This is a genomic window from Brevundimonas sp. BH3, assembly GCF_045345115.1.
Taxonomy (GTDB): domain Bacteria; phylum Pseudomonadota; class Alphaproteobacteria; order Caulobacterales; family Caulobacteraceae; genus Brevundimonas.
The window spans coordinates 699,420-723,146 of sequence record NZ_CP150796.1; the positions used below are offsets into that span (position 1 = coordinate 699,420).

Annotated in this window: 24 protein-coding genes and 1 pseudogene; 12 read left to right on the forward strand and 13 right to left on the reverse strand. The window is 60.5% G+C overall.

From position 1 onward, the window contains the following. Nucleotides 1-221: 221 nt before the first annotated feature. The 5 genes from WEU32_RS03350 to WEU32_RS03370 all read right to left on the reverse strand — a co-directional run bounded on the left by WEU32_RS03350 (nucleotide 222) and on the right by WEU32_RS03370 (nucleotide 2,411). Nucleotides 222-713, reverse strand: coding sequence for a VOC family protein (locus WEU32_RS03350; protein ID WP_312815490.1), 492 nt, complete (start codon nucleotides 711-713; stop codon nucleotides 222-224). Continuing rightward, nucleotides 710-1,186, reverse strand: coding sequence for an SRPBCC domain-containing protein (locus WEU32_RS03355; protein ID WP_406852860.1), 477 nt, complete (start codon nucleotides 1,184-1,186; stop codon nucleotides 710-712). The genes WEU32_RS03350 and WEU32_RS03355 overlap by 4 nt, the downstream gene beginning before the upstream one ends. A gap of 3 nt (nucleotides 1,187-1,189) precedes the next feature. Next, the gene (locus WEU32_RS03360) at nucleotides 1,190-1,618 is read right to left on the reverse strand and encodes a VOC family protein (protein WP_406852861.1); all 429 of its coding nucleotides are present in this window, start codon (nucleotides 1,616-1,618) and stop codon (nucleotides 1,190-1,192) included. A gap of 67 nt (nucleotides 1,619-1,685) precedes the next feature. Then, nucleotides 1,686-2,081 (reverse strand): VOC family protein, encoded by a 396-nt coding sequence (locus WEU32_RS03365; protein WP_406852862.1) that lies wholly within the window; start codon nucleotides 2,079-2,081, stop codon nucleotides 1,686-1,688. 120 nt (nucleotides 2,082-2,201) lie between these two features. Next, nucleotides 2,202-2,411: a flagellar hook protein FlgE gene (locus WEU32_RS03370; RefSeq protein WP_312815497.1), complete on the reverse strand. Its 210-nt coding sequence runs from the start codon at nucleotides 2,409-2,411 to the stop codon at nucleotides 2,202-2,204. A 219-nt stretch (nucleotides 2,412-2,630) separates the two neighbouring features. Here WEU32_RS03370 and WEU32_RS03375 point away from each other — a divergent pair, with 219 nt between their 5' ends. Beyond that, nucleotides 2,631-4,601: a DEAD/DEAH box helicase gene (locus WEU32_RS03375; protein ID WP_312135175.1), complete on the forward strand. Its 1,971-nt coding sequence runs from the start codon at nucleotides 2,631-2,633 to the stop codon at nucleotides 4,599-4,601. Nucleotides 4,602-4,665: 64 nt separating this feature from the next. After that, the gene (locus WEU32_RS03380) at nucleotides 4,666-4,986 is read left to right on the forward strand and encodes a DUF962 domain-containing protein (protein WP_312135177.1); all 321 of its coding nucleotides are present in this window, start codon (nucleotides 4,666-4,668) and stop codon (nucleotides 4,984-4,986) included. A 25-nt stretch (nucleotides 4,987-5,011) separates the two neighbouring features. Here the strand turns inward: WEU32_RS03380 and WEU32_RS03385 are convergent, their stop codons facing one another. Further along, nucleotides 5,012-6,100, reverse strand: a complete 1,089-nt coding sequence (locus WEU32_RS03385) for an N-acetyltransferase (RefSeq protein WP_406852863.1) — start codon at nucleotides 6,098-6,100, stop codon at nucleotides 5,012-5,014. Nucleotides 6,101-6,338: 238 nt separating this feature from the next. On the opposite strand from WEU32_RS03385, the gene WEU32_RS03390 reads away from it, so the two are divergent. Next, complete coding sequence (locus WEU32_RS03390) at nucleotides 6,339-8,075, forward strand: oligopeptide:H+ symporter (RefSeq protein ID WP_312135180.1); 1,737 nt, start codon at nucleotides 6,339-6,341, stop codon at nucleotides 8,073-8,075. Between the two features lie 140 nt (nucleotides 8,076-8,215). Here WEU32_RS03390 and WEU32_RS03395 read toward each other — a convergent pair whose 3' ends face one another. Next, the gene (locus tag WEU32_RS03395) at nucleotides 8,216-10,264 is read right to left on the reverse strand and encodes a TonB-dependent receptor plug domain-containing protein (protein WP_406852864.1); all 2,049 of its coding nucleotides are present in this window, start codon (nucleotides 10,262-10,264) and stop codon (nucleotides 8,216-8,218) included. A 148-nt stretch (nucleotides 10,265-10,412) separates the two neighbouring features. On the opposite strand from WEU32_RS03395, the gene WEU32_RS03400 reads away from it, so the two are divergent. The 3 genes from WEU32_RS03400 (at nucleotide 10,413) to WEU32_RS03410 (ending at nucleotide 12,551) form a co-directional block, all read left to right on the forward strand. Next, nucleotides 10,413-11,393 (forward strand): TraB/GumN family protein, encoded by a 981-nt coding sequence (locus tag WEU32_RS03400; protein ID WP_406852865.1) that lies wholly within the window; start codon nucleotides 10,413-10,415, stop codon nucleotides 11,391-11,393. A gap of 61 nt (nucleotides 11,394-11,454) precedes the next feature. Further along, the gene (locus tag WEU32_RS03405; protein WP_406852866.1) at nucleotides 11,455-12,183 is read left to right on the forward strand and encodes a glutathione S-transferase C-terminal domain-containing protein; all 729 of its coding nucleotides are present in this window, start codon (nucleotides 11,455-11,457) and stop codon (nucleotides 12,181-12,183) included. Between the two features lie 59 nt (nucleotides 12,184-12,242). Next, a complete protein-coding gene (locus WEU32_RS03410) occupies nucleotides 12,243-12,551 on the forward strand; it encodes a YdeI/OmpD-associated family protein (protein ID WP_406852867.1) in 309 nt (102 codons plus the stop codon). A gap of 71 nt (nucleotides 12,552-12,622) precedes the next feature. Here the strand turns inward: WEU32_RS03410 and WEU32_RS03415 are convergent, their stop codons facing one another. From WEU32_RS03415 to WEU32_RS03440, 6 genes and pseudogenes are all read right to left on the reverse strand, one after another. Then, nucleotides 12,623-13,678 (reverse strand): linear amide C-N hydrolase, encoded by a 1,056-nt coding sequence (locus WEU32_RS03415; protein ID WP_406852868.1) that lies wholly within the window; start codon nucleotides 13,676-13,678, stop codon nucleotides 12,623-12,625. 20 nt (nucleotides 13,679-13,698) lie between these two features. After that, nucleotides 13,699-14,484 (reverse strand): hypothetical protein, encoded by a 786-nt coding sequence (locus tag WEU32_RS03420; RefSeq protein ID WP_406852869.1) that lies wholly within the window; start codon nucleotides 14,482-14,484, stop codon nucleotides 13,699-13,701. A gap of 143 nt (nucleotides 14,485-14,627) precedes the next feature. After that, nucleotides 14,628-16,067 (reverse strand): metalloprotease TldD, encoded by a 1,440-nt coding sequence (gene tldD / locus WEU32_RS03425; RefSeq protein WP_406852870.1) that lies wholly within the window; start codon nucleotides 16,065-16,067, stop codon nucleotides 14,628-14,630. A 159-nt stretch (nucleotides 16,068-16,226) separates the two neighbouring features. After that, nucleotides 16,227-17,000: a GIN domain-containing protein gene (locus WEU32_RS03430; protein ID WP_312135192.1), complete on the reverse strand. Its 774-nt coding sequence runs from the start codon at nucleotides 16,998-17,000 to the stop codon at nucleotides 16,227-16,229. Between the two features lie 32 nt (nucleotides 17,001-17,032). Continuing rightward, a complete protein-coding gene (locus tag WEU32_RS03435; RefSeq protein WP_312815513.1) occupies nucleotides 17,033-17,602 on the reverse strand; it encodes an HAAS signaling domain-containing protein in 570 nt (189 codons plus the stop codon). A gap of 89 nt (nucleotides 17,603-17,691) precedes the next feature. Continuing rightward, a pseudogene (locus WEU32_RS03440) lies at nucleotides 17,692-18,015 on the reverse strand (PadR family transcriptional regulator); the annotation flags it as partial. A gap of 249 nt (nucleotides 18,016-18,264) precedes the next feature. On the opposite strand from WEU32_RS03440, the gene coxB reads away from it, so the two are divergent. The 6 genes from coxB to WEU32_RS03470 all read left to right on the forward strand — a co-directional run bounded on the left by coxB (nucleotide 18,265) and on the right by WEU32_RS03470 (nucleotide 23,660). Further along, nucleotides 18,265-19,224, forward strand: coding sequence for a cytochrome c oxidase subunit II (gene coxB, locus WEU32_RS03445; protein WP_406852871.1), 960 nt, complete (start codon nucleotides 18,265-18,267; stop codon nucleotides 19,222-19,224). A 21-nt stretch (nucleotides 19,225-19,245) separates the two neighbouring features. Then, nucleotides 19,246-20,889, forward strand: coding sequence for a cytochrome c oxidase subunit I (gene ctaD, locus WEU32_RS03450; protein WP_312135197.1), 1,644 nt, complete (start codon nucleotides 19,246-19,248; stop codon nucleotides 20,887-20,889). Nucleotides 20,890-20,959: 70 nt separating this feature from the next. Next, complete coding sequence (locus tag WEU32_RS03455; protein WP_312135199.1) at nucleotides 20,960-21,928, forward strand: heme o synthase; 969 nt, start codon at nucleotides 20,960-20,962, stop codon at nucleotides 21,926-21,928. Nucleotides 21,929-21,933: 5 nt separating this feature from the next. Next, on the forward strand, nucleotides 21,934-22,143 hold the full coding sequence (locus tag WEU32_RS03460) for a hypothetical protein (RefSeq protein WP_312135201.1): 210 nt from the start codon (nucleotides 21,934-21,936) through the stop codon (nucleotides 22,141-22,143). Next, a complete protein-coding gene (locus WEU32_RS03465; protein ID WP_312815520.1) occupies nucleotides 22,144-22,713 on the forward strand; it encodes a cytochrome c oxidase assembly protein in 570 nt (189 codons plus the stop codon). It abuts the gene before it with no gap. A gap of 74 nt (nucleotides 22,714-22,787) precedes the next feature. Next, on the forward strand, nucleotides 22,788-23,660 hold the full coding sequence (locus WEU32_RS03470; protein ID WP_312135205.1) for a cytochrome c oxidase subunit 3: 873 nt from the start codon (nucleotides 22,788-22,790) through the stop codon (nucleotides 23,658-23,660). Nucleotides 23,661-23,727 lie beyond the last annotated feature (67 nt).

The following is a 23,727-nucleotide window of genomic DNA, read 5'->3' on the forward strand; positions in this document are numbered from 1 at the left end:
ATTCTCCTTTGGAGGTTGGCCCCCCTAATGCTCGCCACGCGGTGAGGGGCAGGCTTGGAAATATTCAGGCCGCGTCGGGTCGGGAGGTCCCGTAGGGCCGACGACCGCGGCCCACTCAAAAACTCCGCGTCGGGTCGGGAGGTCCCGCAGAGCCGACGACCGCGGCCATTCTTGATTGGCCGCGGTCAGAAGGCTCCGCCTTCTCGACCCGACACGGCCTATTAAGATGCGGCATCTGCCGCGGCCTCGATCACACCGATGTCGATTTTCTGCATGGTCATCATGGCTTCGAAGGCGGCTTTGGAACGGGCAGGGTTGGGGTCATCGAAGAACTCCATCAGACGGCGCGGGGTGATCTGCCAGTTCACGCCCCAGCGGTCCTTGCACCAGCCGCAATCACTGGCGCGGCCGCCATTGTCGATAATGGCGTGCCACAGGCGGTCGGTCTCGCTCTGGTCCTCGGTCAGGATCATGAAGGAGACAGCTTCGGTTTGCGGGAACATCGGGCCACCGTTCAGGCCCATAAAGGCGCGACCGGCGAGGGTGAAGTTGACCACCAGTTCCTCGCCTGCGCCGGTTGAGGGATTGTCCGTGGGGCTGTTGCTGATCTTGTCGATATGGCTGTGGGGGAGATCCAGCGACATATAGAACTCGGCGGCCAGTCCAGCCTGTCCCTTATCGAACCAGATACAGGTGACGATTTTGTCGCTCATAGGCCCGGACTTTCATTTGCGAGGCGTTCGGCGACCTCGGCCAGTTGATCGGCGGCCATGCCCCAGCCCTGCTCGAAGCCCATGCCGCGATGGGCCTTCATGGCGTCTTCATCCCAATGGCGGGCTTCGGCAGTGTATCGTGTGCCAGCACCCTCGCGCTCGAAGGTGTCGATACGGACGAAATTCATATCGCCCGCCTGTGGCACCCAGCCTTGGGTCATGGCTCCGGTTGTCACCAGTTTGCGGGCGGGAATGACTTCGAGGACGACACCGCGATAGCTGTGACGCTGCCCTTCAGGTGACTGCATCACCACATCTGCCCGTCCGCCGGGCTGTAGGTCGTAATGGACTTCGGGTGTGGTCCACGGACGAGGAGTGAACCATTCGGGCGCATGCTGGGTGTAGGCGCGCCAGACCGTTTCCGGTGAAGCCTGGATGAAGCGGCTGACCTTGAGATCAAACAGCTCGCCCATGGCTCAACCCTCGAATGCGTCTGGTGTGGGCGGTGCGGCGGCGGGGTCCATCCACATGACTTCCCAGATATGGCCGTCCGGATCCGCAAAGCTGCGGCTATACATAAAGGGGTATTCGACGGGATGGTTGGGGTCGGCGGTGCCGCCATGGGTGCCCGCAGCCTCGACAAGACGGTCCACCTCGGCGCGGCTGTCGGCGGAAATGCAGATCAGCACCTGCGCCGTTTTGTGCGCGTCCGGAATAGCCCGCTCGGTAAAGCTGGAAAATTTTTCATGGGTCAACAGCATGGCGTGGATGGTGTCTGAAAACACCATGCATGCGGCTGTATGGTCCGAGAACATCGGATTTTTCTGCCCGCCGACACTTTCGTAAAAGGTCACAGATCTGGCGAGGTTGTGGACGGGCAGATTGATGAAAATCAAACGCTGCATCACTTCACCTTTTTATTCGGGCGAACGCTGATCCTGATTTAACGCAGGGTCAAGTTAAAGCGACGGCTCAGCTTGAAGTTGTGATGCCGAAATAGACGAAGCTCATCTTGTTGCCGTCGAGGTCGCGGACATAGGCCCCGTAGAAGTTGGGACCATATTGCGGGCGCGGGCCGGGGTCGCCTTCATTGCTGCCGCCGTGGGCGAGGGCCGCCGCGTGGGCGGCCTGAACCTGTTCTTCGCTATCACAAAGAAGGCCGACCATATTGCCGTTTCCGGGGGTGGCGGGTTCCTGATTGTACGGTTGGGTGATCCACAGGCGACCGCCATTACCCATCTGGTAGCAGAAGCCATGGGGCATGAAGTCCATAATGACCTCACCACCAATCACAGGCAGGACGGCATCGAAATAGGCCCGCGCCCTGACTACATCGTTGGAGCCGATCATTACGTAGTTCATGGACATGGGCTTGCTCTTGATGGATTGGAACATATCAAGAACATTGATTGGGGGTGAGCGTCAAGGGGAGTTTGGCGAAGTTGGCCTTCGACCCTCATCCGGCCCTGCGGGGCCACATGAAAGCCCTTAGGCCTTCATGTCGAGCAGACTGCCCATCATCACATCGGCGGTGCGGGTGACGGTGAGGCTGGCGGAGAGCTGGGTGCGGGCGGCGGCGGCTTCGACCGATCCGGTCTGGACATTTTGCAGGGGGGCGACAGCGGTTTTGCGCGCGGCGGCCTCGAAGCGCTCGAAGGCGTTTTCGATGGCAGCGGTGTTCATCGTCAGGGCTTGCATCCGTGGCCTCCTGTGCGATTGCGGCGGTTCTGTCAGTGGGGCCAGATTGCCACGCTTTGCCTCAATGGGGAATGAAGCAAGATGGTGAATGTCGATTTTGCCCCATCAACGCCTTGTTTCGTGTATAGGAGCGCCCATTCGCCCGGCTCGAGGAACTGTCCTTGGCCGGGCGCGTCTTTTTTGTGAAGACGCGCAAAGTTCTATTTAGATCGTATATCCATGCCCTTTCCAGCCGTTCATCCTGCGTTAGACCGCGCTCTCTCCAAAAAAGGGTACGCTGAACCGACTTCGGTTCAGGCTGCCGTGTTGGAAGTCGGGCATGGGGATGCAGATCTACTGGTTTCGGCGCAGACAGGTTCGGGTAAAACCGTCGCCTTTGGTCTGGCCGCAGCACACACTCTTTTCGATGGTCAAGACACCCTTGGTCAAGCTGGCGCGCCGCTAATGCTGGCCATTGCGCCGACCCGCGAGCTTGCCTTGCAGGTCGCCGCAGAGCTGACCTGGCTCTATGGCGAAGCCGGTGCCAAGATCACCACCTGCGTCGGAGGCATGGACTCGCGTCGCGAAGCCCGCGCTCTCAGCTTTGGCACGCACATTGTGGTCGGCACGCCGGGCCGTCTGAAGGACCATATCGACCGCGGGGCTCTGGACCTGTCCGCTGCTCGCGTCATTGTGCTCGACGAAGCCGACGAGATGCTCGACATGGGCTTCCGCGAAGACCTCGAATACATTCTCGAGCAAGCACCGGAAGACCGCCGCACCCTGCTGTTCTCGGCGACCATCGCGCGTGACATCGCTATTCTGGCCAAGCGCTACCAGAAGGATGCTGTGCGTATCGACACCGTCGACCGCAGCCAGCCGCACAACGACATCGAATACCGCGCCATGCGCCTGTATCCGAACCAGATCGAGCACGCGGTTGTTAACGTGCTGCGCTATTTTGAAGCGCCGGCCGTTCTGGTCTTCTGCTCGACCCGCGCCAGCGTGAACCATTTGCAGGCTGCCCTGCTGGAGCGTGGCTTCGGTTCGGTCGCCCTGTCGGGTGAAATGGGCCAGCGTGAGCGTAACGAGGCGCTGCAAGCGCTGCGTGACGGCCGTGCCCGCGTCTGCGTGGCCACCGACGTGGCGGCTCGCGGTCTGGACCTGCCGGATCTGGGTCTGGTGATCCACGCCGAGCTGCCGATCAACAAGGCCACCATGCTGCACCGTTCGGGCCGTACCGGCCGTGCGGGCAAGAAGGGCATCTCCGTCCTGCTGGTCCCGCAATCGCGTCGCCGCAAGGCCGAAATGCTGCTGGGCTCGGCAGGTGTTGAGGCGGTCTGGTCGGGTGTACCGAGCGCCGACGAAATCTTGGCCAAGGACGAACAGCGCCTGCTGGCCGCACCGATCTTCGCGCAGGCTGCGGACGAGGACGATGCCGATCTGATCGCACAAATGGTCAAGGAGCGTTCGCCGGAAGAGCTGGCGACGGCCGTGATCAACATGCTGCGCAAGAACCTGCCGGCTCCGGAAGAGGTCAATGATCCGGGCGAAGGTCCGCAGCGCAAGCGTCGTGAAGACGGCTTTGACAAGGGTGCCGCTGGTGCCTCGCCGTTCGAGCGTCTGTCGTCGGACGATTGCAGCTGGTTCCGCATGGATATCGGTCGCAACCGCAATGCCGACCCGAAATGGCTGATCCCGATGATCTGCCGCATCGGTGGCATCACCAAGCAGCAGATCGGTTCGATCAAGACCTTCCCCGAAGAAACCCGCTTCGAGATCGCCAACACCCACGTCGAGGCCTTCAAGAAGCTGGCCCAGATGAACACCGAAGAGGCGAACATCACGCCGTCGGACGCGCCGCATGCGGGCATGTTCAAGGGCAGCCGCGACCGTGATTTTGGCGGTCGTGAGGGTGGTCGTCCGCCGTTCAAGCGCAAGCCGTTTGGGGACAACGACCGTGGCCCGCGCGGTGATCGCCCGGACCGTGGTCCGCGCGCTGAAGGACGTGGCGAGTGGAAGGAACGGGGCGAGTTCAAACCGCGCGAGGGTGGTGACCGCCCTGACCGTGGTGCCAAGCCGTTCCGCCCGCGTGGCGACTTCGACGGCAAGCCGTCGGGCTTCAAGGGCAAGCCCGCAGGCGGCAAGCCGTATGCAGGCAAGCCTGCCGGTGGCAAGCCGGGCTTCAAGAAGGCCCGTCGCTTCGACTGATAGCTAGACTGCTAACGCGGTTCTGTGATTTGCCTCCGGTGAAAACCGGAGGCATTTTGCGTTTATGAGCATGCATCCAGCCGAGGGGCGGTTCGCCTCGTTCCAAGCCTTCTATCCCTATTATATCCACGAGCATTCCAACCGGACGTGCCGCCGCATCCATGTGGTGGGGACCGGACTGGTGATTGCGGCCTTCGCCGTCTTTCTGGTGACGCGCAATCCGTGGTGGCTGCTGGCCATGCCGCTGGTTGGCTATGGCTTTGCCTGGGTGGGACATTTCTTTTTCGAGAAGAACCGGCCCGCGACGTTCAAATATCCGTTGTGGAGCCTGATGGGTGATTTCCGGCTGTTCTGGGAAACCGTCAGCGGCAAGCGTCGGTTCTGAAAATCAGGCATACTCAGGTCTGCGGTCACTGATAGGGTTGTCTTAGGGTGAAGCTGTAGCTGCCTTCGAAGGGGGTGGGTTGCCAGTCGGCAAATCCGGCCTCTGGTGCACTGAAATGGGCAAAGGCATGACCCCAGCCGCCTTCATTATGGGCCAGACCGATTGTGGAGCCTAGGGCGGCCTGAGTTCTGGCCGACACCAGTGGCAGGCGGAGCTTGGCCGCCTGAAGTTTGCGGGCCGCCAGTTTCAGCGCGCGGATCAGCGTCGGGATAGCGGTTGCGGGCGCGCGTTTCAGCGCGATCAGATCGATGATTTCGAGTGTGACCACTTCGATCGGACCGACCTTGGACAGTTGCCCCATCGCATAGGCGCAAAGCCCCTGTTCATCATAATAGCCCAGTAGAACGGGCCGCGAGGTCAGGTCCGGCATGGCCAACCGCCAGCGCAAGAGGGCCGGACAGCGTTCGGCGACCAGTTCGCCATCCACTATCAGTTGCTGCCAGAAGCGCGCGAAAGCCGAGTTGTCGGACATGTCTGCGATAGCATGCACACCGGCAGGCCAGGCGACACTGCGTGCATCAAAAGCGGGTACAGGGCGGGGTAAGAACCGCTCGCCCAGCATTGGATAAAGCGAAGGAAGACGTGCCGCCAGACTGCGCAGGATTTTGGCGACCACAATCCGGTGCGGGGCCAGTAGCCAGGCCAATTTGATATCATGCACCGGCGCGGAAAAAGGTTTCAAGCCATAGTGCCGGTAGATGGGCGAGCCTATTTCATTCGCGTTGAGGATGCTGACGGCAAACAGGTCTTTCTGGCTCAAAAAGGGTTGGATCAGTTCGCGCAGAGCCCCTTTGACGCGAGGCGAGACAATAATCGAATGACCGGTTGCCGCTGAGAGCACGGCGGAATCCCGATAATAGGTCTGCCGAAAATTGCCCAAAAAACCGTCTATGCGGCCATGATTGTCGATCACCCATCCCATGGGCGATGTGCCGCGTGCAGGGTTGGAAGCCAGCCATTGCCACTGCTCGGCACTGGGGGCGGGCCAGTTGATCTGGGTGTGGAGGGCGTTGACGCCTTCGATATCGGCAAGTTCGAACGGGCGGACAGCCACGGCAGTTACTCTGTTACACAACAGCGATCGTTCAGCGTGTCACAAGCTTGGCCATGTGTCGAGGTGACGCACCCTGGCAAAGGCGCAGTGGTAAAGATTGTTTGCAATCTACGATTTTGTGACCGTTTTACGCCGGACATAGGACGAAAATCGACGTTAACATCTTGTTACACGGCGCGTGTCGTGCTGTTTCTGACCGCTTTCGCGCCCGGTGGGGGCGCCAGACATGGAGTTCCGCGTGTCAGCGACGGAAAGTGGGGGCGCCCTAGACGCCGCGCCCCGTAAGACCTTCCTCGGGCATCCCCGAGGGCTGGTGGTGCTCTTCTTTACCGAGATGTGGGAGCGGTTCTCCTACTATGGTATGCGCGCCCTGCTGACGGTTTACCTCGTCCAGCATTTCCTGTTCGGCCCGAAAGAGGCTCAGGGCATCTACGCAGCCTATGCGGCGATGGTTTACCTGATGCCGGTTCTGGGCGGCATGATTGCCGACCGCTATCTGGGGGCCCGCAAGGCGGTCATCATCGGTGCGGTCATGCTTGTGGCCGGTCACTTTGCCATGGCCTTTGAAGGCACCGGTGGCAAGGAACGTATGATCGTCGACGGCACGACCTATCAGGTCGAGGTCGATGGTCGTGACCAGAACCGCAAGATGTTCGTCGTTAACGAGGCGGGCGAACGCGCCGAGATCAAGATTTCGGGCGAGGGCGTGACCCGCGTCGAGCCGCTGGCCGCAGGTCAGAGCGGCTTCCCGAACATGGTGCCGACAGGCGGTTACACCACCGAAATCACCCGCGATCTGGGCTTTGGCGAACCGATCCTGTTCCTGGCCCTGTCGCTGATTATCGTGGGCGTGGGCTTCCTGAAGGCCAATATCTCGACGGTGGTCGGGGCTCTTTACGAAGAGAACGACCCGCGTCGTGATGGTGGTTTCACCATCTTCTATGTCGGTATCAACCTTGGTTCGCTGCTGGCGACGGCGGCGTGTTCGTACCTCGGCTACAACTATGGTTGGGCCTATGGTTTCGGTCTGGCCGGTATCGGTATGCTCGCCGGTCTGGCGACCTTCCTGCTGGGTCAGTCTTGGCTGGAAGGCCGTGGTGGCCCGCCGCAGCCGATCAAGGGTCGCCGTATCTTCGGCGTACCGGTCGAGCCGTTCTTCTGGATTGCGGCCATTGTGTCGGTCTTCCCGATCTGGCTGTTGATGCAACGCCACGGCATTATCGAAGCGGTGCTGATCCCTGTGGCCGCCATCACCTTTGCGCTGGTGGTGGGCACGACCGTCTTCACCCTGAAGGGTGCAGAGCGTTCGCGCATGCTGGTTGCGCAGGTGCTGATCTTCTTCTCGGTGCTGTTCTGGGCGTTGTTCGAACAGGCAGGCTCGTCGCTGACCCTGTTTGCGGACCAGTCCACCCAGATGCCGAACTGGTTCAATGCCGGTTACACCCAGATGTTCAACCCGGGCATCATCGTCATTGGCGGTCCGCTGGTGGCAGCTCTGTGGGTCTGGCTGGGCAAGCGTAACAAGGAACCTTCGACGCCGGTGAAATTCTCGGTGGCGCTGGTGCTGGTCTCGGCTGGCTTCCTGCTGTTGGCATGGGCGGCGGCAACACAGGCGAACGAAGCCTTCAAGGTGCCGTTGATGTTCCTGTTCCTGACCTATCTGCTGCACACGCTGGGCGAGCTGTGCCTGTCGCCGGTCGGCCTGTCGATGATCACCAAGCTGTCGGTGGCGCGCATGGTCGGCATGATGATGGGCGTATGGTTCCTGTCCTCGTCGGTGGCGCATATCGTGGCCGGTGTGATCGCCAAGGCGACCGCGACCGACACGATTGCCGGTGTTGTCACCGACCCGTCCAAGGCGCTGGAAAGCTATACCTCGATGTACAACACGATCGGTATGACCGGTGTTGTGGTCGGCGTGGTGCTGCTGGCCCTGTCGCCGCTGCTGAAGAAGGGCATGGCGGGCGTCCGCTAAGCCCTCTGGTCACGGCTGGAAAAAAGAAGGCGGCATCCCGAAAGGGGTGCCGCCTTTTTTAGTGGCCTGACATTTTGCCGTTGAGGCAGGGAAGTGTCAGGTGTTCCGGTGGCGCGACAGGATCGCCACGCTTGGAAGCCTTAAAACGTCTTGCGAAGACGGATCTGGTAGAAGGTGCGCGGGTCAACGAAACGGTTCTCGATGAAGGCGACCGGACGGGTAACGCGGTCGCCATAGACAGTGCGTTCGATGTTGAAATCATCCCAGATATTGACCTGTGCGCGGATCGACAGGGTGGGGGCGGGTTTGTACTCGGCCCACAGTTCGTAATAATCGCTGCCGGTCCAGCCCGAGGTCTGGTCGGGTTGATAGTTCATCTGGCCCAGACGCGGGATCCAGGCACCGCCCCATTGCAGTTTCCACGAGGCGATGTCCTGCCGGAAACTCAGCGTGGCCTGAGAGGCGCGTACGCCAGAGATCGGACGCTTTTGGCCGGTCGTCGGGTCGGTGACCTCGGTTTTGTTCCAGGTGTTGCGGAAGCCGAACTGGCCGCCGCTAATGCCCATCTTGTTCAGCGGCAAGGTGATGTTCAGGGCCAGCTGATCGAGTGTGGCGTCACCGATATTGCCGACAGCGGCCAGACCGCCGTCCAGCGGGATCAGGTCGATGGCGTCGCGGATTTCATCATGGCGCAGACCGATGCTGACGACGCCTTCGTCCCAGAAGCGTTTCTCATAGGTGATTTCGCTGATCCAGCGCTGTTCGGGGCTGAGGTTCACATTGCCGCCCATGACGTTCTCTTCGGACAGGCTGGCCGAGGCGGCAAAGTCCTCGAAGTTCAACTGGCCGACGACCCGCTCGAAGCGCAGGCGCAGCTGGTTCTTGTCATAGGGGTTCCACGTTACCAGCAGGCGCGGCTTGGCAAAGAAGAAGCTTTCTTCCTGATCGGCATCACCGGACTGGCTGATGGTGGAATGTTCAAGGCGCAGGCCGCCTTCGAGGGTCCATTTCGGATTGATGCGCCATGTGCCCTTGCCGAACAGCTCGCCGCGCGTTTCCTCGACCTTTACCGAGGCCGAGGGCAGAGGGATGTTGGTGCCGCCGACCGAATAGGCCTGATCGGTTTCCAGCATATTATAGGCCACCTCGCCGCCCGCCTCGAAGTCCATGCTGGCATTGCGTTCGAAACGAACCAGGCTGCGTAGGATGGTTTCGGACGCATTGCCGTTGGAGGTGAAGCGCTGTTCGGGATCGCTGACATTGTCGATGCGGGTGTTGGATACAGACACATTGTCAAAGTCGCTGAACTCGTGGATCAGGCGGGTTTCCAGTTTGGTACGGGTGGTCAGCGGGCGAGTGAAGACGATACCGATCTCGCCGCTGGAACCGTCATTGTCGGAGCGGCTGTCGCGAAGCACATTGGGGGCGGTTTGCAGGTTGATATTGTGCCAGTCATTGATGCCGTAACGAGCGGTCAGGTCCAGCTTGCCGCCCAGCACCGGACCGGACCAGTTGCCGCGGATCGAGTTGCCGCCGCCATAGCCGTCGTTCCAATAGTCTTCGGCGCGGATGAGATTGCCTGCGCCATCGACGCGGCGCAGCGGGCCGGACCCGTTGGAATCGCTTTGGGAGATGCCATCGCCCAGCGTGACGCCCCAACTATAGTCGCCACTGCGGCGGGTATATTGGTAGGTGCCGCCGAACAGGTCCTGACCGCCTTCGAACAGATGGGCGTTAAAGGTGGCGATATGTTCGTTGCTGGCGGTGTTCTTGAGGATCACGTTCACAACGACGGCATAGCCCTGCATCTCGATGCCGGGGGCACCGCCGCGGATTAGCTCGATGCGCTCGACCTGTGCGGCAAGAGTGCGGCCCAGAACGTTGGAACCGGTATCGTTTTTGGAAGCCGGACGGCTGCCATTGATAAGGACGTTGCCGACGGCCCCTTCGAAGCCGCGCGCGCCGTCACCGTCATTGACCGAGAAACCGGGAACACGATTGACCATGTCCAGCGCGGTATTGGGGCTGTAGCCGGTAAAGAATTCAGGTTGATAGATGAGGACGCCGTGGTCACCGGTCTGCGGCATATAGGCAGGCGGGGTATCGGCCCGAGCATCGGACGGCAGGACCACCACCGGGACCATAAGGGCGGCAATAAGGGCGGTACCGGTCAGCAGGTGATGGCGCATTACTTCCTGTTCCTTGAACTTCGTTGCACAAGGAAATGCGGCTTTTAATGTACGATCTCCAGTTACAAGACAGACAGGTGGGTTACATCGAAGACAGGATTACATGACTGTAATGATTATATATTTCGGTTTGGGATAAGAGAGTTTGATGAAAACTTCCTTGGCCGTCATGGCTGTTTCGCTGCTGTTATCGCTATCGCCTGTGACGGCCTTGGCCATGGCGCAGGACAATAGAGACGATCCTGAAAACCTGACCGAAGACGCTCCGTCACAGGTCGAGGAGATTGTGGTGGTGGCGCGTCGGGCGGGCCTGCCGATCTGGACGGTGCGGCGCGGTGACGAGGGCGTCCTCATACTGGCGGGTATGATCCGCGAGGTGCCCAAGGATTTTGAATGGCGGGCGCAAGCCTTGGAGGATGCGGTGACGCGCTCCGACCGTGTGCTGTTCGCGCAAGAGGGGCGGGCCTCGCCTGCGGATATATTCCGTATCATATGGCGTTCGCGCACGATTGCTATCCTGCCCGATGATACGCGGGCTGCGGATTATCTGTCGGTTGAGGACATGGCGCGTCTGACGGCGCTGATGGCGGGCCAGCGCAATGATAACTGGCAAAGGACCAGTTTTCTGCTGACGGCCATTGAACTCATCAAGGACAAGGGTGGCGAGAAGGATGCCAAATCGCCGCGTATTGAACGGGCGGTCGAGCGCGCCGCGCGCCGCGCGGGTGTCAAAACGCACCATATCGGGGTGGTGCGTGGCAATGAACTGGTGGAAACCCTGATCTCGGCCCCGCCGCAGACGCACATGCCCTGTCTGGATGCGGCCATGTCGGTGGCGGAATATGGCCCCACCGCAGTTTCGGACCGCGCCGCCGCATGGAGCCGTCTGGATGTGAAGGGGGTGCTGGCCTCGCCGGTCGATCTGGCCATGGATGTGTGCTGGCCTTGGGGAGATCCCGAGGTGCGCCCGCGTGCGCGTGCCGAATGGGTCAATGCCATATCGACCGCTATTGCCGACGAGGGCGTGACACTGGCGGTCGCACCGGTGCGGACACTGGGCGAAGCGGGCGGGGTGCTGGATATGCTGGTGGCGGCCGGTTTCGAGATTGACGGGCCGGAATGGAAATAATGGTAAAATAATTTGACGTAATAGATTGTGCATCCGAGTGTCTATCCGTGAGGGAGGACGGATGATGATCGAGCTGCACGGGTGCGATACGCCCAATGGCCACAAGGTGGCGATCCTGCTGGCGGAGTTGGAGCTGGCAGGGGTGGGACTGGAACACAGCACGACCAAATATAACTTATTGGAGGGGCGGCATTTGGAGGCGGACTTCGCACGGATCAATCCGAACCGCCGACTGCCCGCCATTGTGGATCATGCTCCGGCAGGGGGCGGCGAGCCGGTGGCCGTGTTCGAAAGCGGGGCCATCCTGCTTTATCTGGCGGAGAAAACAGGGCGGTTCCTGCCGACAGATACGCGAGAACGGGCGCAGGCCCTCAGCTGGCTGTTCTGGCAAATGGCGTCGTTGGGGCCGCAGCATGGTCAGGCGCACCATTTCCTGCGCTATGCGCCCGAGCCGCCGCAATATGCGGTTAACCGCTATACCAAGGAGGCGCATCGCCTGTTCGATGTGCTGGAGGGGCGGTTGTCTCAGGGGGACTATCTGGCGGGCGAATACTCCATTGCCGACATGGCCGTCTGGCCGTGGGTGAGGGCCAGCCGCGCCATCGATATGGATGTGTCGCAATGGCCCGCCCTGAAACGCTGGTTTGACCGCGTGGGTGCGCGCGAAGCGGTCAAACGCTATGGCGAGGTGCCCAAGGACCATCCCGCACAGGCCCGTCATATGAAGCTGTCGCCCGAGCAGTGGTCGGTGCTGTTTGGCGAGAAGATGTGGGACGCGGCCAAGGGCTGATTTGCCGATCCGGTTGTTCTGCGCCACCTTACCCTCAAGCGTTCGAGACGGAGATGCGGATGAGTGCGGCAGAGGCTGTTTTGCACGGTGTGGTGCACGAGGTGGCGTCAGATATGGAGGATGCTCTTCGTGCGGATGATGGCGCGTTTGCGCTCTGGCAAGGGTTGACCCCGCTGGGGCGTAACGAGTTCATCTGCTGGGTCGAAGATGCCAAACAGGCCGCGACGCGGGAAAAACGGATCAGGCGCACTATCGAAGAAATGCGAGAGGGGAAACGCCGCCCCTGTTGCTGGCCCGGCTGTGTTCATCGTACGGACAAGCCGCCTTCAAAATGGCAACAGACCACAATGGGCAGCCGGAAGATTTGAGCCGCACATCGCGCGAAAGAAAAGGCCACCCGTCGGGGTGGCCTTTGGTTTATGCCTGATGAGGGTGGGTTCTATTGCGGGCCGAGGAAGGGGAAGGCGCGCGCATTGCTGAACTTGGCGGTGGCGTCACCTGAGTGCGTGTTGATCTGGTTTTCTCCCAGTTCGAGACGTTTGACAGGCGCGTTCGGCGAGAAGTCGATCTTCTTCAGGTCCACCCAGAAGGTGTTCGGCGTCAGGGCCGACTCGAAGAAGTACAGCTTGCGCTTGTGATCCACGACCGTGCGCCAGCGGGTTGACGAGATGTTTGGCTGGTCAGGGGTCGAAATACCGAAGGGCACCGAGACGTTGCGGATCACGCTGAACACGCTGGCCACGGCCATGTTCTGGTCTTCGAACTTGGGAATGGCGTTGGTGTAGAAGGAGGCACGCGCATAGCGGTCGGCCGCCCGGTTGGTGCCCGGCAGCATGACCGTGCCGCCGATGCCCTGCCAATAGGTGTTCAGCGCCAGTTGCTGGTCGAAGGTCGGCGAGTTGGTCATCACCTGATAGTCGCGGCTGTGGTGGATCACCAGCTTGCCGTCGATATATTCGAAGATGGCGCTGTCACCGCCAGAATCCGACAGGGACAGGTGCAGGGTGGTCAGGCGTTCCTGACCCGGCACATTGTCGCTGACCAGAACGAACGGCTCGTCACGAAGCGCTGCCACGGCCTCGGCCACGGTGGCGTAATTATCGAGGGCATATTGTGCCCATGCGGCAATGCTGAGGGCGGGCTTGTTCGGATCGTGGGCCGGATATTCGGACTCGACCAGCCACAGAACGTTGGCGACCAGACCCATCTCGTTCACGCCATCGACGGTCGAGATGTCGTAGCCGCTGGAAATGACGCTGCCGTATTTCGAAGTCCATTTGAGGGAATTGGGGCCACCGGCTCCATCGCGGTCCATGCCGCGGGGAAAGATCCAGAGATTGGTCATGATCTCGTCTTTCCAGTCCATGGAGCGGGCGGTAATCACCCCGCCGTCATGACCGTGATAGACAAGGCGGGTGCAGGCCTCGGCAGCCGGAACGGCCAAGGCGAGAACGGCGGCGAGCGCAAGAGCGCCTTTCTTCATTCCATTACGCATGTGTCGTATCCTTTGGTGGGTCAGTAGGTGAGTGACAGGCCCAGAACGGGACCGTGGCGCGATACCTTCCAGTCAAAGCGCTGACCGGTAAAATCATCCTGCTCATAGTTTTGCTGGAGCAGGCGGTATCCTGCATTGACGGAGACTGCCCCATCGCCCAGCGGGGTGCGATAGGAGGCCAGCGCCTGCCAAGAGACGCTGTTGCGGTCGTTATCGCCCAGACCACCGGCATCGACCTGAGCACGCAAGGTCCAGCGATCGGTGACATCACCCTCGACCCTCAGGCCCAGCATGAGATCGGTCCATTCAGCGCCTTTGCGCGTGGCCCCCAGCGGTGTGGCGAGATCGGCCTGCACCTTGCTCCAGCGGGCCCCGACAATAGGTTCGACACGCAATGAGCGCAGGTCGCCAAAGGCAGTACGTCCGCCAAGCGGGTCATCGATCAGGCGGTATAGCAGGCCGCCGGATAGGGTGGTTGTACGGGTACCGAGATTGGCAGGTATTCCCAGCAGGGACACATCTTCGGCAGTCTTGGCATATTGGTAATCGACATAGCCGCCCCAGCGGCCCTTGCGAACTTCAACATCGCCCATGACCACGCTTTCCAGCTGGTCGAAGGCATCCGAGAAGGGCACATCGACAGGGGCTCTGTGCCCGGCCAATGTAATATTGCCATCCAGTGATGTGGCCCAGACATAGGGGCTGACGGTTACGCGCCACTGATCGGTGTTCTGGGCGGTTGCGCTGCCAGCATAGGCACAGGCAATCAAGGCAAGACAGGCGGTGGCGGAACGATGGGGGATCATTCGGTGTCAGCTCACTATGACTAGATAACTGACCTTGGATAATAAGCTTGGGTTTAACTAATAGTGTAGCGTTATCCCGATGTGTCTTTTTGTAGCGCTGCGGGTACAAAAAAGGCCACCCGTTGCGGGTGGCCTTTGGTGTTTTAGACGGCTGTGCCGCCGACGGTGAGGCCTCCCATTTTGAGGCTGGGCTGGCCGATGCCGACGGGGACGCCCTGTCCGGCCTTGCCGCAGGTGCCGACGCCAGGGTCGAAGGCGAAGTCGTCGCCGATCATCTCGATCTTGGTCAGGGCGGTGGCGCCGTCACCGATCAGGGTGGCACCACGCACCGGCGTGGTGATCTTGCCGTCTTCGATCAGATAGGCCTCGGTGCACTGGAACACGAACTTGCCATTGGTGATGTCCACCTGACCGCCCCCGAAATTGGCGGCATAGAGGCCGCGCTTGGTGGACGAGATCATGTCGGCGAACTTGTCCTTGCCCGCTTCCATAAAGGTGTTGGTCATGCGCGGCATGGGCTGGTGGGCGAAGGACTGGCGGCGGCCATTGCCGGTGGCCTTGGCCCCCAGTTGGCGGGCCGACAGGCGGTCGTGCATCAGGCCGACCATGATGCCGTCCTCGATCAGCACGGTGCGCGAGGTTGGGGTGCCTTCATCGTCAAACGACAGCGAGCCGCGACGGTCGGCAATCGAGCCGTCATCGACGACGGTCACACCGGGGGCGGCAACGCGCTGGCCCATCTTGCCAGTAAAGACCGAGGAGCCCTTGCGGTGGAAGTCGCCCTCAAAGCCGTGGCCGATGGCTTCGTGCAGCAGCACACCCGGCCAGCCAGCACCCAGCACCACATCCATTTCACCGGCGGGGCAGTCGATGGCTTCGAGGTTGACCATGGCCTGACGGATGGATTCATCGACCTGAGCCTGCCAGCGTTCCGGCTTGATCCATTCCTCGAAGGGTGAGCGGCCACCGGCACCGGACGATGCGGTTTCGCGACGGCCGTTCTTTTCGACGGTGACCGAGACGTTCAGGCGCACCAGAGGGCGGATGTCGGACAGGATACGGCCATCGCCGCGCAGGATGTCGATGGAGCGGCGTTCGCCAACAATCGATGCGGACACTTGCACCACATGCGGGTTGCGCGCGCGGGCAAAGGCGTCGATTTCGGCCAGCAAGGCGATCTTGTCCGAGAAGGACGGGGAAAGCAGCGGATCAATCGGAGCATAAAGGCGCTGATTGGTGGCAAGCGGAGCCTCGGCGACAACGCCGGCATGACCGCGCTTGGCCAGAGCCGCGCTGTCACCGGCACGACGGATGGCGGCAGCGGAAATCTCGTTGGCGTGGGCAAAGCCTGCGGTCTCGCCCGCGACGACGCGCAGGCCGAAACCTTTGGAGGCGTCATAATTGGCGTTCTTCAGGCGGCCGTCATCGAACAGCAGCGCCTCGCTCTCGGTCTTTTCAAGGAACAACTCGCCATCGTCCGCACCGTCCAGCGCGGTTTGCAGGATGGACAGGGCCTCCGGGGCATCGACACCGGCAGCGTCGAGAATAGGAGAGGGCGAGGAAGCATTAGCCGATTGGGTCATGCCCGCTAGATAGGCATGAAAGCCGCGTTCGTCATCATGGTGCGGGCCTCACCCCATAAGAAAAGCCCCCGTATCCGGCAGCAGGAACCGGAAAACGGGGGCTGTTGCACTTTAATCAGGACCGCGCGGGGGAGAAAGGCGACCCTTTTTAAAGTGATGCTAGTTGGTGACGACCTCGGCCTCGCCCGACAGGGTCTGGCGTAGTTCGCCCGGCTGGCGGGTCAGGCGGACGCGGGTATCGCCCGAGCCGTCGATCTCGACCTTGCCATCTGCCGAGGTACGCACGCTGGCATCGCCGCTGACACGGATGGTGGCATCACGGGTCAGAAGCTCGTCCAGCTTGACCGAGTTGTAGCCGGAGGCATCGACCTTGAGGCTCTGGGTTGTGCCTTTGAACTCGGCATCGGCATTGCCGACCAAGGTCAGGTCCAGCGACGGTTGGTTATAGCCGTTTACTTCCAGGTCGGTCTGGCCCGACAGGGTGAAGGCCTTGACTGCGCCACCCTTGATACGGACCGTCAGACGGTCGCGCTCGCTGGAGCCGGAAACACCTGCGCCGGTCCACTGGATATAGCCGCGCGAGGGCAGGTCGTTATCGTCCAACGTCAGGCGGTCGCCATCCAGCTTGACGGCATCGACATAGTCTTTGGGGCCCGAGACAAAGATGCCCGTTTCGCTGCTGGCGGCATCATAGATGACCGTGACGGGCATATCGATGTTCAGGCTGTCACTACCGGTCCAGGCGATGGTGCGCTTGATATCGGGCTGTTGCGGACCGGCGCGCTCGAAGCGGAAATTGTCGTCCTTTTCGCTGACGACCCAGCTCCAGCTGTGGCGGGTCAGGTCGGCCCCGCCGAGAGCAAAGGCTCCGCCGATGCCGACAATGGCCAGAACCAGACCGGCACCGGAAATGATGAGGAGATTGCGGATCATGATAGGTATCCTCTTCTTTCGTTAGGGCGCGATCAGGCCTTGGCCGGTTCGAGCGCAGGTTTGATGACGCGGTAGTGCAGGCGGGCGTACCAGATGGTGGCGTCGATCATCCATTTGATCAGGATGGCCATCAGGCCGATCATGAAGATGCCCAGACCCATCAGGCCGACGCCCATCAGGATGGCGGCAAAGGCTCCGCCTGGCAGACCGGCAAATGGGCCGACCACCATGACAGCGCCACCGGCGATAAAGACGCCGACACCGCCCAGCAGGAAGCCGATCACCGTGCCGAAGATCGGCAGGACCAGCGGCAGCAGGATCAGGATGTCGATGGCCCCGAGGCCGATAATGCCGAAGATGGCCCCCATGGCATTGGAGGCGGTCGGTTGCTGGGCCCATGCCTGTGCACCGGCTTCGGCTTTCAGTTCGCGGGCGATGCGGTCGGGGTTACCGAGAGCTGCGGCCACGTCCTGTTCGCTGCGCCCGGCGGCGCGGCCTTCATCGAAATGGGCCTCGTAGTCGGCCACGATGTCATCAGCGGCGGCCTGGGTCAGGCCGACAAGGCCCTTGCGAAGGCGGGCGAGGAACTCGTTGCGGTTCATTATTCAGCTCCCTTGTCGGAGGCGTCGCCGGCCACGGCCGTCAGGGCCAGTACGGGGTCCGGTGCGCCGGCATTGATAGTGTCAGTCTGGGCTGCCTCGTTCAGCAACCGGTCCACGGAACGGGCAAAGCTTTCCCATTCCGCGCCCTGTGCCTTGAGGGCCTCGTGGCCACGAACGGTCAGGCGGTAATATTTGCGCGAAGGGCCGCTGGATGATTCGACCAGATAGGTCTCCACCAGTCCGTCGCTCTGCATCCGGCGCATCAGCGGATAAATCGTGCCTTCGCCCATGCCGATGGCATCGGACAACCTTGAGGCGATTTCGTAGGCGTAACTGTCTGTGCGGGCCAGCAGGGCCAGGACGCACAGCCCCAAAACGCCCTTCTTGAGTTGGATATCTACGGTTTCGGGCATGGTCTTCCCTCGGTTGCTGATCAAAGGGGTAACGCAAGGTATCTTGTGAAGCAAGGTACCTGCCTAAACATGAACACCTTTTAATCATGCATTTCCCCAATCCTTGTGAGGTGGAAATGTCCTGACCGCTTGCCCCGAGGCTATTCATCCGATAACGACCCCTCAAACGCTGCGGTTTTTGTGGGCTGCAGCGCGTTTGCGATTGGATCGCAAATGTCTGCTGCGGAACGAATTAAGAGGACTTCTCGAATGGGGATGGGCACGCGAGCGATAACGCGGATGGGGGCGGGGATCGTCACTGCTGCGCTTGGCGCATTCGTCGCTGCGCCGACTTGGGCGCAAGCACTTTTGGGGCAGCCGACCCCGGGGGCAATCGGCCTTCAGCAGAGCGCGTCTCCGCTGAAGCACGAAGTCACCTTCTTCCATAACTATGTGCTGCTGCCGATGTGTATCGGTATCAGCGTTCTGGTGCTGGCCCTGCTGTTGTGGATCGTGGTGCGCTATAACAAGCGCGCGAACCCGGTTGCGGCCAAGTGGAGCCACAATACGACGATTGAAGTGATCTGGACGGTCGTGCCGATCCTGATCCTGTTTGTGATCGCCTTCTTCTCGTTCCGTCTGCTGTTCGCCTATGAGAACATGCCGGAACCGGATGTACGCGTGAAGATCACCGGCAACCAGTGGAACTGGGCCTATGAGTATCCGGACCACAAGGTGCCGGAATACATCTCGAACATGCTGCCGGAAGACAAGACCACCAAGCAACTGTACCGTCTGGCGGCTGACGAGCCGATGGTGGTGCCAGTGGGTGCAACTGTCGAACTGCTGATCACCGCTTCGGACGTGATTCACGCCGTGGCCCTGCCGGCATTCGGTATCAAGGTCGACGCCATTCCGGGCCGTACCAACCACACCTGGTTTAAAGCCGAAAAGACCGGCACCTATTATGGCCAGTGTTCGGAACTGTGCGGTGTTGATCACGCCTTCATGCCGCTGCAGGTCAATGTTGTGACCCAAGCCGAGTTCGAAGCCTGGCTGGCCACCAAGGGTGGTTCTATGCCGGGTGCAGAAGAGGCGGCCGCTGCCGCTGCTCCGGCTGCTGTCATCGATGATGCGGAGGCTTCGGCTGATGCTGCTGCCGTTCCGGCCCCGACCACCGCCGCACCTGCGGCTCCTGTTGCCGCGCCTGCCGCGCCGGCTGCCCAGTAATAGAGCGAGAGCAGACCTAAAATGGCTAGCGCTAGCGCAACTGACAATCACGTGCCGGGATTCTTTACCCGTTGGTTCTTCTCGACCAACCACAAAGACATCGGCGTTCTGTACCTTATCTTCGCTATCTTCACCGGTCTGGTGGGTGGCGCTCTGTCGGGCCTGATCCGCTGGGAACTGGCCGAGCCGGGCATCCAGCTGTTCAAGGAAGGCACGATCATCCAGCAACTGGGGATCGTGGAAGCCTCCAAGCACGGCTTTAACGTCACGGTCACGGCCCACGCCCTGATCATGGTGTTCTTCGTGGTCATGCCGGCCACCATGGGTGGCTTTGCCAACTACTTCACGCCGATCATGATCGGTGCGCCGGATATGGCCTTTCCGCGTCTGAACAACATCTCGTTCTGGATGCTGGTGGCGGCCTTTATCCTGCTGGTGATCTCGATGTTCGTGGACGGTGGTCCGGGACGTGGCTTTGGCGGCGGCTGGACAGCCTATCCGCCGCTATCGACCATGGGCCATACCGGTCCGTCGTTCGATATGGCGATCTTCTCGCTGCACATTGCCGGTATCTCGTCGATCCTTGGCTCGATCAACTTCATCACCACCATCTTCAACATGCGCGCACCGGGTATGACCCTGCACCGCATGCCGCTGTTTGCGTGGGGCGTGCTGATCACCGCCTTCCTGCTGCTCCTGTCGCTGCCGGTTCTGGCGGGTGCTATCACCATGCTGCTGACCGACCGTAACTTCGGCACGTCGTTCTTCGATCCGGCCGGTGGCGGTGATCCGGTCATGTACCAGCACCTGTTCTGGTTCTTCGGTCACCCTGAAGTGTACATCATGATCCTGCCGGGCTTTGGCATGATCTCGCACATCGTCTCGACCTTCTCGAAGAAGCCTATCTTCGGCTACCTCGCCATGGCCTACGCCATGGTCGCCATCGGCTTCATCGGCTTCATCGTGTGGGCTCACCACATGTATACGGTCGGTATGTCGATCGAGCTGCGCACCTATTTCGTGGCTGCGACCATGATCATCGCGGTGCCGACCGGTGTTAAGATCTTCTCGTGGATCGCCACCATGTGGGGCGGCTCGCTGACCTTCAAGACCCCGATGCTGTGGGCTATCGGCTTCATCTTCCTGTTCACCGTCGGTGGTGTGACCGGTGTGGTGCTGTCGAATGCCGGCATGGACTACTCGCTGCACGACACCTACTACGTCGTCGCCCACTTCCACTACGTGCTGTCGCTGGGTGCCGTCTTCTCGATCTTCGCCGGTTTCTACTACTGGTTCGAGAAGATGTTCGGCGTGAAGTACAACGAGTTCCTCGGCCAGCTGCATTTCTGGATCATGTTCATCGGTGTGAACATCATCTTCTTCCCGCAGCACTTCCTGGGTCTGCAAGGCATGCCGCGTCGTTATATCGACTATCCGGAAGCCTACACCCTGTGGAACCACGTTTCGTCGGTGGGTTATCTGATCACCATCGTTGGCGTCGGCGTCTTCCTGATCATGTTGATCGAAGCCGCTATCCGTCGTCGTCCGGCAGAGGCCAATCCGTGGGGCGAAGGTGCCACCACTCTGGAATGGACCCTGTCTTCGCCGCCGCCCTACCACCAGTTTAATGAACTGCCGGTGGTGAAAGCGGACGATCACCACTAATATCCCTCTCCAAGGGATAACAACGGAGAGGCCGCCCTTTCGAATACCGAAGGGGCGGCCTTCGCCTTTTATGAATATGACCGAACGCCAAGCTCCCATCGTTACGACCGCCCAGCCTGAAGACTTCTTCCAGCTGCTGAAACCCCGCGTCATGTCACTGGTCGTCTTTACGGCGGTGACAGGAATGATTGCGGCCCAAGGGCACTTGTCCCTGCTGAACGCCGTGGTGGCGGTGATCTGTATTGCTGTGGGGGCGGGCGCTGCCGGTGCCCTCAACATGGCCATCGAGGGCGAGACGGATGCCCTGATGCGCCGCACACGCGGTCGCCCTGTGGCGGCGGGCCGTGTCCGCAAGAATGACGCCATGAGTTTCGGTGTCATCCTGTCGGTCTTCTCGGTCATGCTGCTGGGCATGACGACCAACTGGCTGGCCGGTGGCCTGTTGGCCATGACCATCGTCTACTATGCAGCCTTTTACACGATGCTGCTGAAGCGCCGCACACCGCAGAATATTGTTATCGGTGGAGCGGCCGGTGCCTTTCCGCCAGTGATCGGCTGGGCGGCAGCGACCGGTTCTGCACCTTGGGAAGCGTGGCTTCTGTTCCTGATTATCTTCCTGTGGACCCCGCCGCATTCGTGGGCGCTGGCCCTGTATTCGACGGGGGATTATGCCAAGGCCGGTATTCCGATGATGCCGGTCGCACGCGGGGCCAAGTCCACCCGTCTGCAAATCCTGATCTACACCCTGATTTTCGTGCCGGTGGCCATCTTGCCGACATTTGTGGGTGTCGGCGGCGTGATCTATGGCGTGGTGTCCATTACGGGCGGGCTGTTCTTCCTCTATCTGGCCTTGCGCCTGTGGCGTTCGCGTGCGGGCGACCAGCCCGACAAGGCCGATGCGGTAGGACGAGAGGCCGCATTGTACGATGTGCGTCTGGAGGCCAAACCGGCCCGTAACCTGTTTGCTTTTTCTATCCTGTATCTGATGGCTTTGTTCTCGGCACTTCTGGTCGAACAATTGCCGATCATTGGAGTCTGATGCCCATGAGCCAGCCCGAGTTCATCAAACTGACGGACGAGCAGGTGAAAGCCCGCAAACGCCGCAATATCGCTATCGCCTTTGGCCTGCTTTTGTTTATTGCCACGGTCTATGCGATCACTGTTTCGCGCCTGCATGCCAATAACGAGGCCCGCAAGGTGCAAGAGGCGGCGGAAAATACGGCCGCTGGCGTTGTGGCACCGGAGGCCAACTAAATGACTGAACAGAGCGCTGCGAAGGCGCAGAACCGCAAGAACCTTGTGGCTATTCTGTGTGTTTTTGGCGTGATGGCGATGGTCGGAGCCGCCTTTGCGGCGGTCCCGCTATATCGTCTGTTCTGCCAGGTTACGGGCTTTGGGGGCACGGTGATGCTGGCCGAAAAGGCCCCCGATACGGTGCTGGATCAAACGGTTATGATCCATTTCGACACCAATGTGCGCAATCTGCCCATGACTTTCGAGGCCGAGCAGATCAGCCAGCGTGTGCGGATTGGCGAAACCGGCATGGCCTATTTCAAGGTCAAGAACACCTCGAACGAAACGCTTCATGCCACCGCAGCTTATAATGTGGTGCCACTGAAGGCCGGACCCTATTTCCAGAAGCTGCAATGTTTCTGTTTTGAGGGACAGGAAATCGCTCCGGGGGCGGAGATGGTTTTCCCGATCCAGTATTTCATTGCCCCCGAACTGGCGACCGACCGTGAAGGGCGCGGCGTGAAAGAAATAACCCTGAGTTATACCTTTTACCCAACCAAGGGCTTTGATCCCGAGGTTTCCGCCCAATAGGCATTGGCAAACGCCATTCGGCAACGCTATAGCCTCACATAACTCGACTCTTGCCTTAATTCAGAGACCCTGGAATGGCCCACGCGAAACCACAACACGACTACCACCTGGTTGACCCCAGCCCCTGGCCGCTGGCCACCTCGATGACCGTCGTGGTCATGTTGACGGGGGCTGTTGTCTGGATGAAGGGCATGTTTGGCCTGCCGGAAGGCACCAAATGGATGTTCTTCGCCGGTCTGGCCGGTGTTCTTTTCTGCATGTTCGGCTGGTGGCGTGATGTCATCCGTGAAAGCCAGAAGGGTGACCATACACCGGTCGTCCAACTGGGGCTGCGTTATGGCATGATCATGTTCATCGCTTCGGAAGTGATGCTGTTCGTCAGCTTCTTCTGGGTGTTCTTCGATATGGCCATCTTCAACGAGGCCCGCACCCTGATTCCGGAAATCGGCAACTGGGCCGAGACGGGTGCTGCTTGGGCGACCTGGCCGCCCAAGGGCGTCGAGCTGCTGGACCCGTGGTCCCTGCCGCTGCTGAACACCGTGATCCTGCTGCTGTCGGGCACGACGGTGACCTGGGCGCACCACGCCATCATCAAGAACGACCGTGACGGTGCCAAGCTGGCCCTGTGGATCACGGTGGCTCTGGGTCTGATCTTCTCGGGCGTCCAAGCCTATGAATATTACCACATCATCCACGCCAAGCTGTTCTTCAATGAAACGGCGATGAATTCGGGCCTGTACGGTTCGATGTTCTTCCTCATCACCGGCTTCCACGGCTTCCACGTTGCCGTCGGTACCATCTTCCTGGCTGTCTGCCTGCTGCGCCTGTATCTGGGCCAGATGTCGCCGGAGAAGCATTTCGGCTTTGAAGCGGCGGCCTGGTACTGGCACTTTGTGGACGTGGTCTGGCTGTTCCTGTTTGCCTTCATGTATGTCGTTTACGGCTGATAGGCAGACAACAGTCTGATACCTAGAGACGGCGCGGAGCTTTGGTTCCGCGCCGTTTTTTATAGGT

What these genes read in the sequence shown, in the direction of transcription:
- WEU32_RS03350 (WP_312815490.1), bottom strand. Translation starts at nt 713, where the DNA reads ATGAGCGACAAAATCGTCACCTGTATCTGGTTCGATAAGGGACAGGCT.
- WEU32_RS03355 (WP_406852860.1), bottom strand. Translation starts at nt 1,186, where the DNA reads ATGGGCGAGCTGTTTGATCTCAAGGTCAGCCGCTTCATCCAGGCTTCA.
- WEU32_RS03360 (WP_406852861.1), bottom strand. Translation starts at nt 1,618, where the DNA reads ATGCAGCGTTTGATTTTCATCAATCTGCCCGTCCACAACCTCGCCAGA.
- WEU32_RS03365 (WP_406852862.1), bottom strand. Translation starts at nt 2,081, where the DNA reads ATGTCCATGAACTACGTAATGATCGGCTCCAACGATGTAGTCAGGGCG.
- WEU32_RS03370 (WP_312815497.1), bottom strand. Translation starts at nt 2,411, where the DNA reads ATGCAAGCCCTGACGATGAACACCGCTGCCATCGAAAACGCCTTCGAG.
- WEU32_RS03375 (WP_312135175.1), top strand. Translation starts at nt 2,631, where the DNA reads ATGCCCTTTCCAGCCGTTCATCCTGCGTTAGACCGCGCTCTCTCCAAA.
- WEU32_RS03380 (WP_312135177.1), top strand. Translation starts at nt 4,666, where the DNA reads ATGAGCATGCATCCAGCCGAGGGGCGGTTCGCCTCGTTCCAAGCCTTC.
- WEU32_RS03395 (WP_406852864.1), bottom strand. Translation starts at nt 10,264, where the DNA reads ATGCGCCATCACCTGCTGACCGGTACCGCCCTTATTGCCGCCCTTATG.
- WEU32_RS03400 (WP_406852865.1), top strand. Translation starts at nt 10,413, where the DNA reads ATGAAAACTTCCTTGGCCGTCATGGCTGTTTCGCTGCTGTTATCGCTA.
- WEU32_RS03405 (WP_406852866.1), top strand. Translation starts at nt 11,455, where the DNA reads ATGATGATCGAGCTGCACGGGTGCGATACGCCCAATGGCCACAAGGTG.
- WEU32_RS03410 (WP_406852867.1), top strand. Translation starts at nt 12,243, where the DNA reads ATGAGTGCGGCAGAGGCTGTTTTGCACGGTGTGGTGCACGAGGTGGCG.
- WEU32_RS03415 (WP_406852868.1), bottom strand. Translation starts at nt 13,678, where the DNA reads ATGCGTAATGGAATGAAGAAAGGCGCTCTTGCGCTCGCCGCCGTTCTC.
- WEU32_RS03420 (WP_406852869.1), bottom strand. Translation starts at nt 14,484, where the DNA reads ATGATCCCCCATCGTTCCGCCACCGCCTGTCTTGCCTTGATTGCCTGT.
- tldD (WP_406852870.1), bottom strand. Translation starts at nt 16,067, where the DNA reads ATGACCCAATCGGCTAATGCTTCCTCGCCCTCTCCTATTCTCGACGCT.
- WEU32_RS03430 (WP_312135192.1), bottom strand. Translation starts at nt 17,000, where the DNA reads ATGATCCGCAATCTCCTCATCATTTCCGGTGCCGGTCTGGTTCTGGCC.
- WEU32_RS03435 (WP_312815513.1), bottom strand. Translation starts at nt 17,602, where the DNA reads ATGAACCGCAACGAGTTCCTCGCCCGCCTTCGCAAGGGCCTTGTCGGC.
- coxB (WP_406852871.1), top strand. Translation starts at nt 18,265, where the DNA reads ATGGGGATGGGCACGCGAGCGATAACGCGGATGGGGGCGGGGATCGTC.
- ctaD (WP_312135197.1), top strand. Translation starts at nt 19,246, where the DNA reads ATGGCTAGCGCTAGCGCAACTGACAATCACGTGCCGGGATTCTTTACC.
- WEU32_RS03455 (WP_312135199.1), top strand. Translation starts at nt 20,960, where the DNA reads ATGAATATGACCGAACGCCAAGCTCCCATCGTTACGACCGCCCAGCCT.
- WEU32_RS03460 (WP_312135201.1), top strand. Translation starts at nt 21,934, where the DNA reads ATGAGCCAGCCCGAGTTCATCAAACTGACGGACGAGCAGGTGAAAGCC.
- WEU32_RS03465 (WP_312815520.1), top strand. Translation starts at nt 22,144, where the DNA reads ATGACTGAACAGAGCGCTGCGAAGGCGCAGAACCGCAAGAACCTTGTG.
- WEU32_RS03470 (WP_312135205.1), top strand. Translation starts at nt 22,788, where the DNA reads ATGGCCCACGCGAAACCACAACACGACTACCACCTGGTTGACCCCAGC.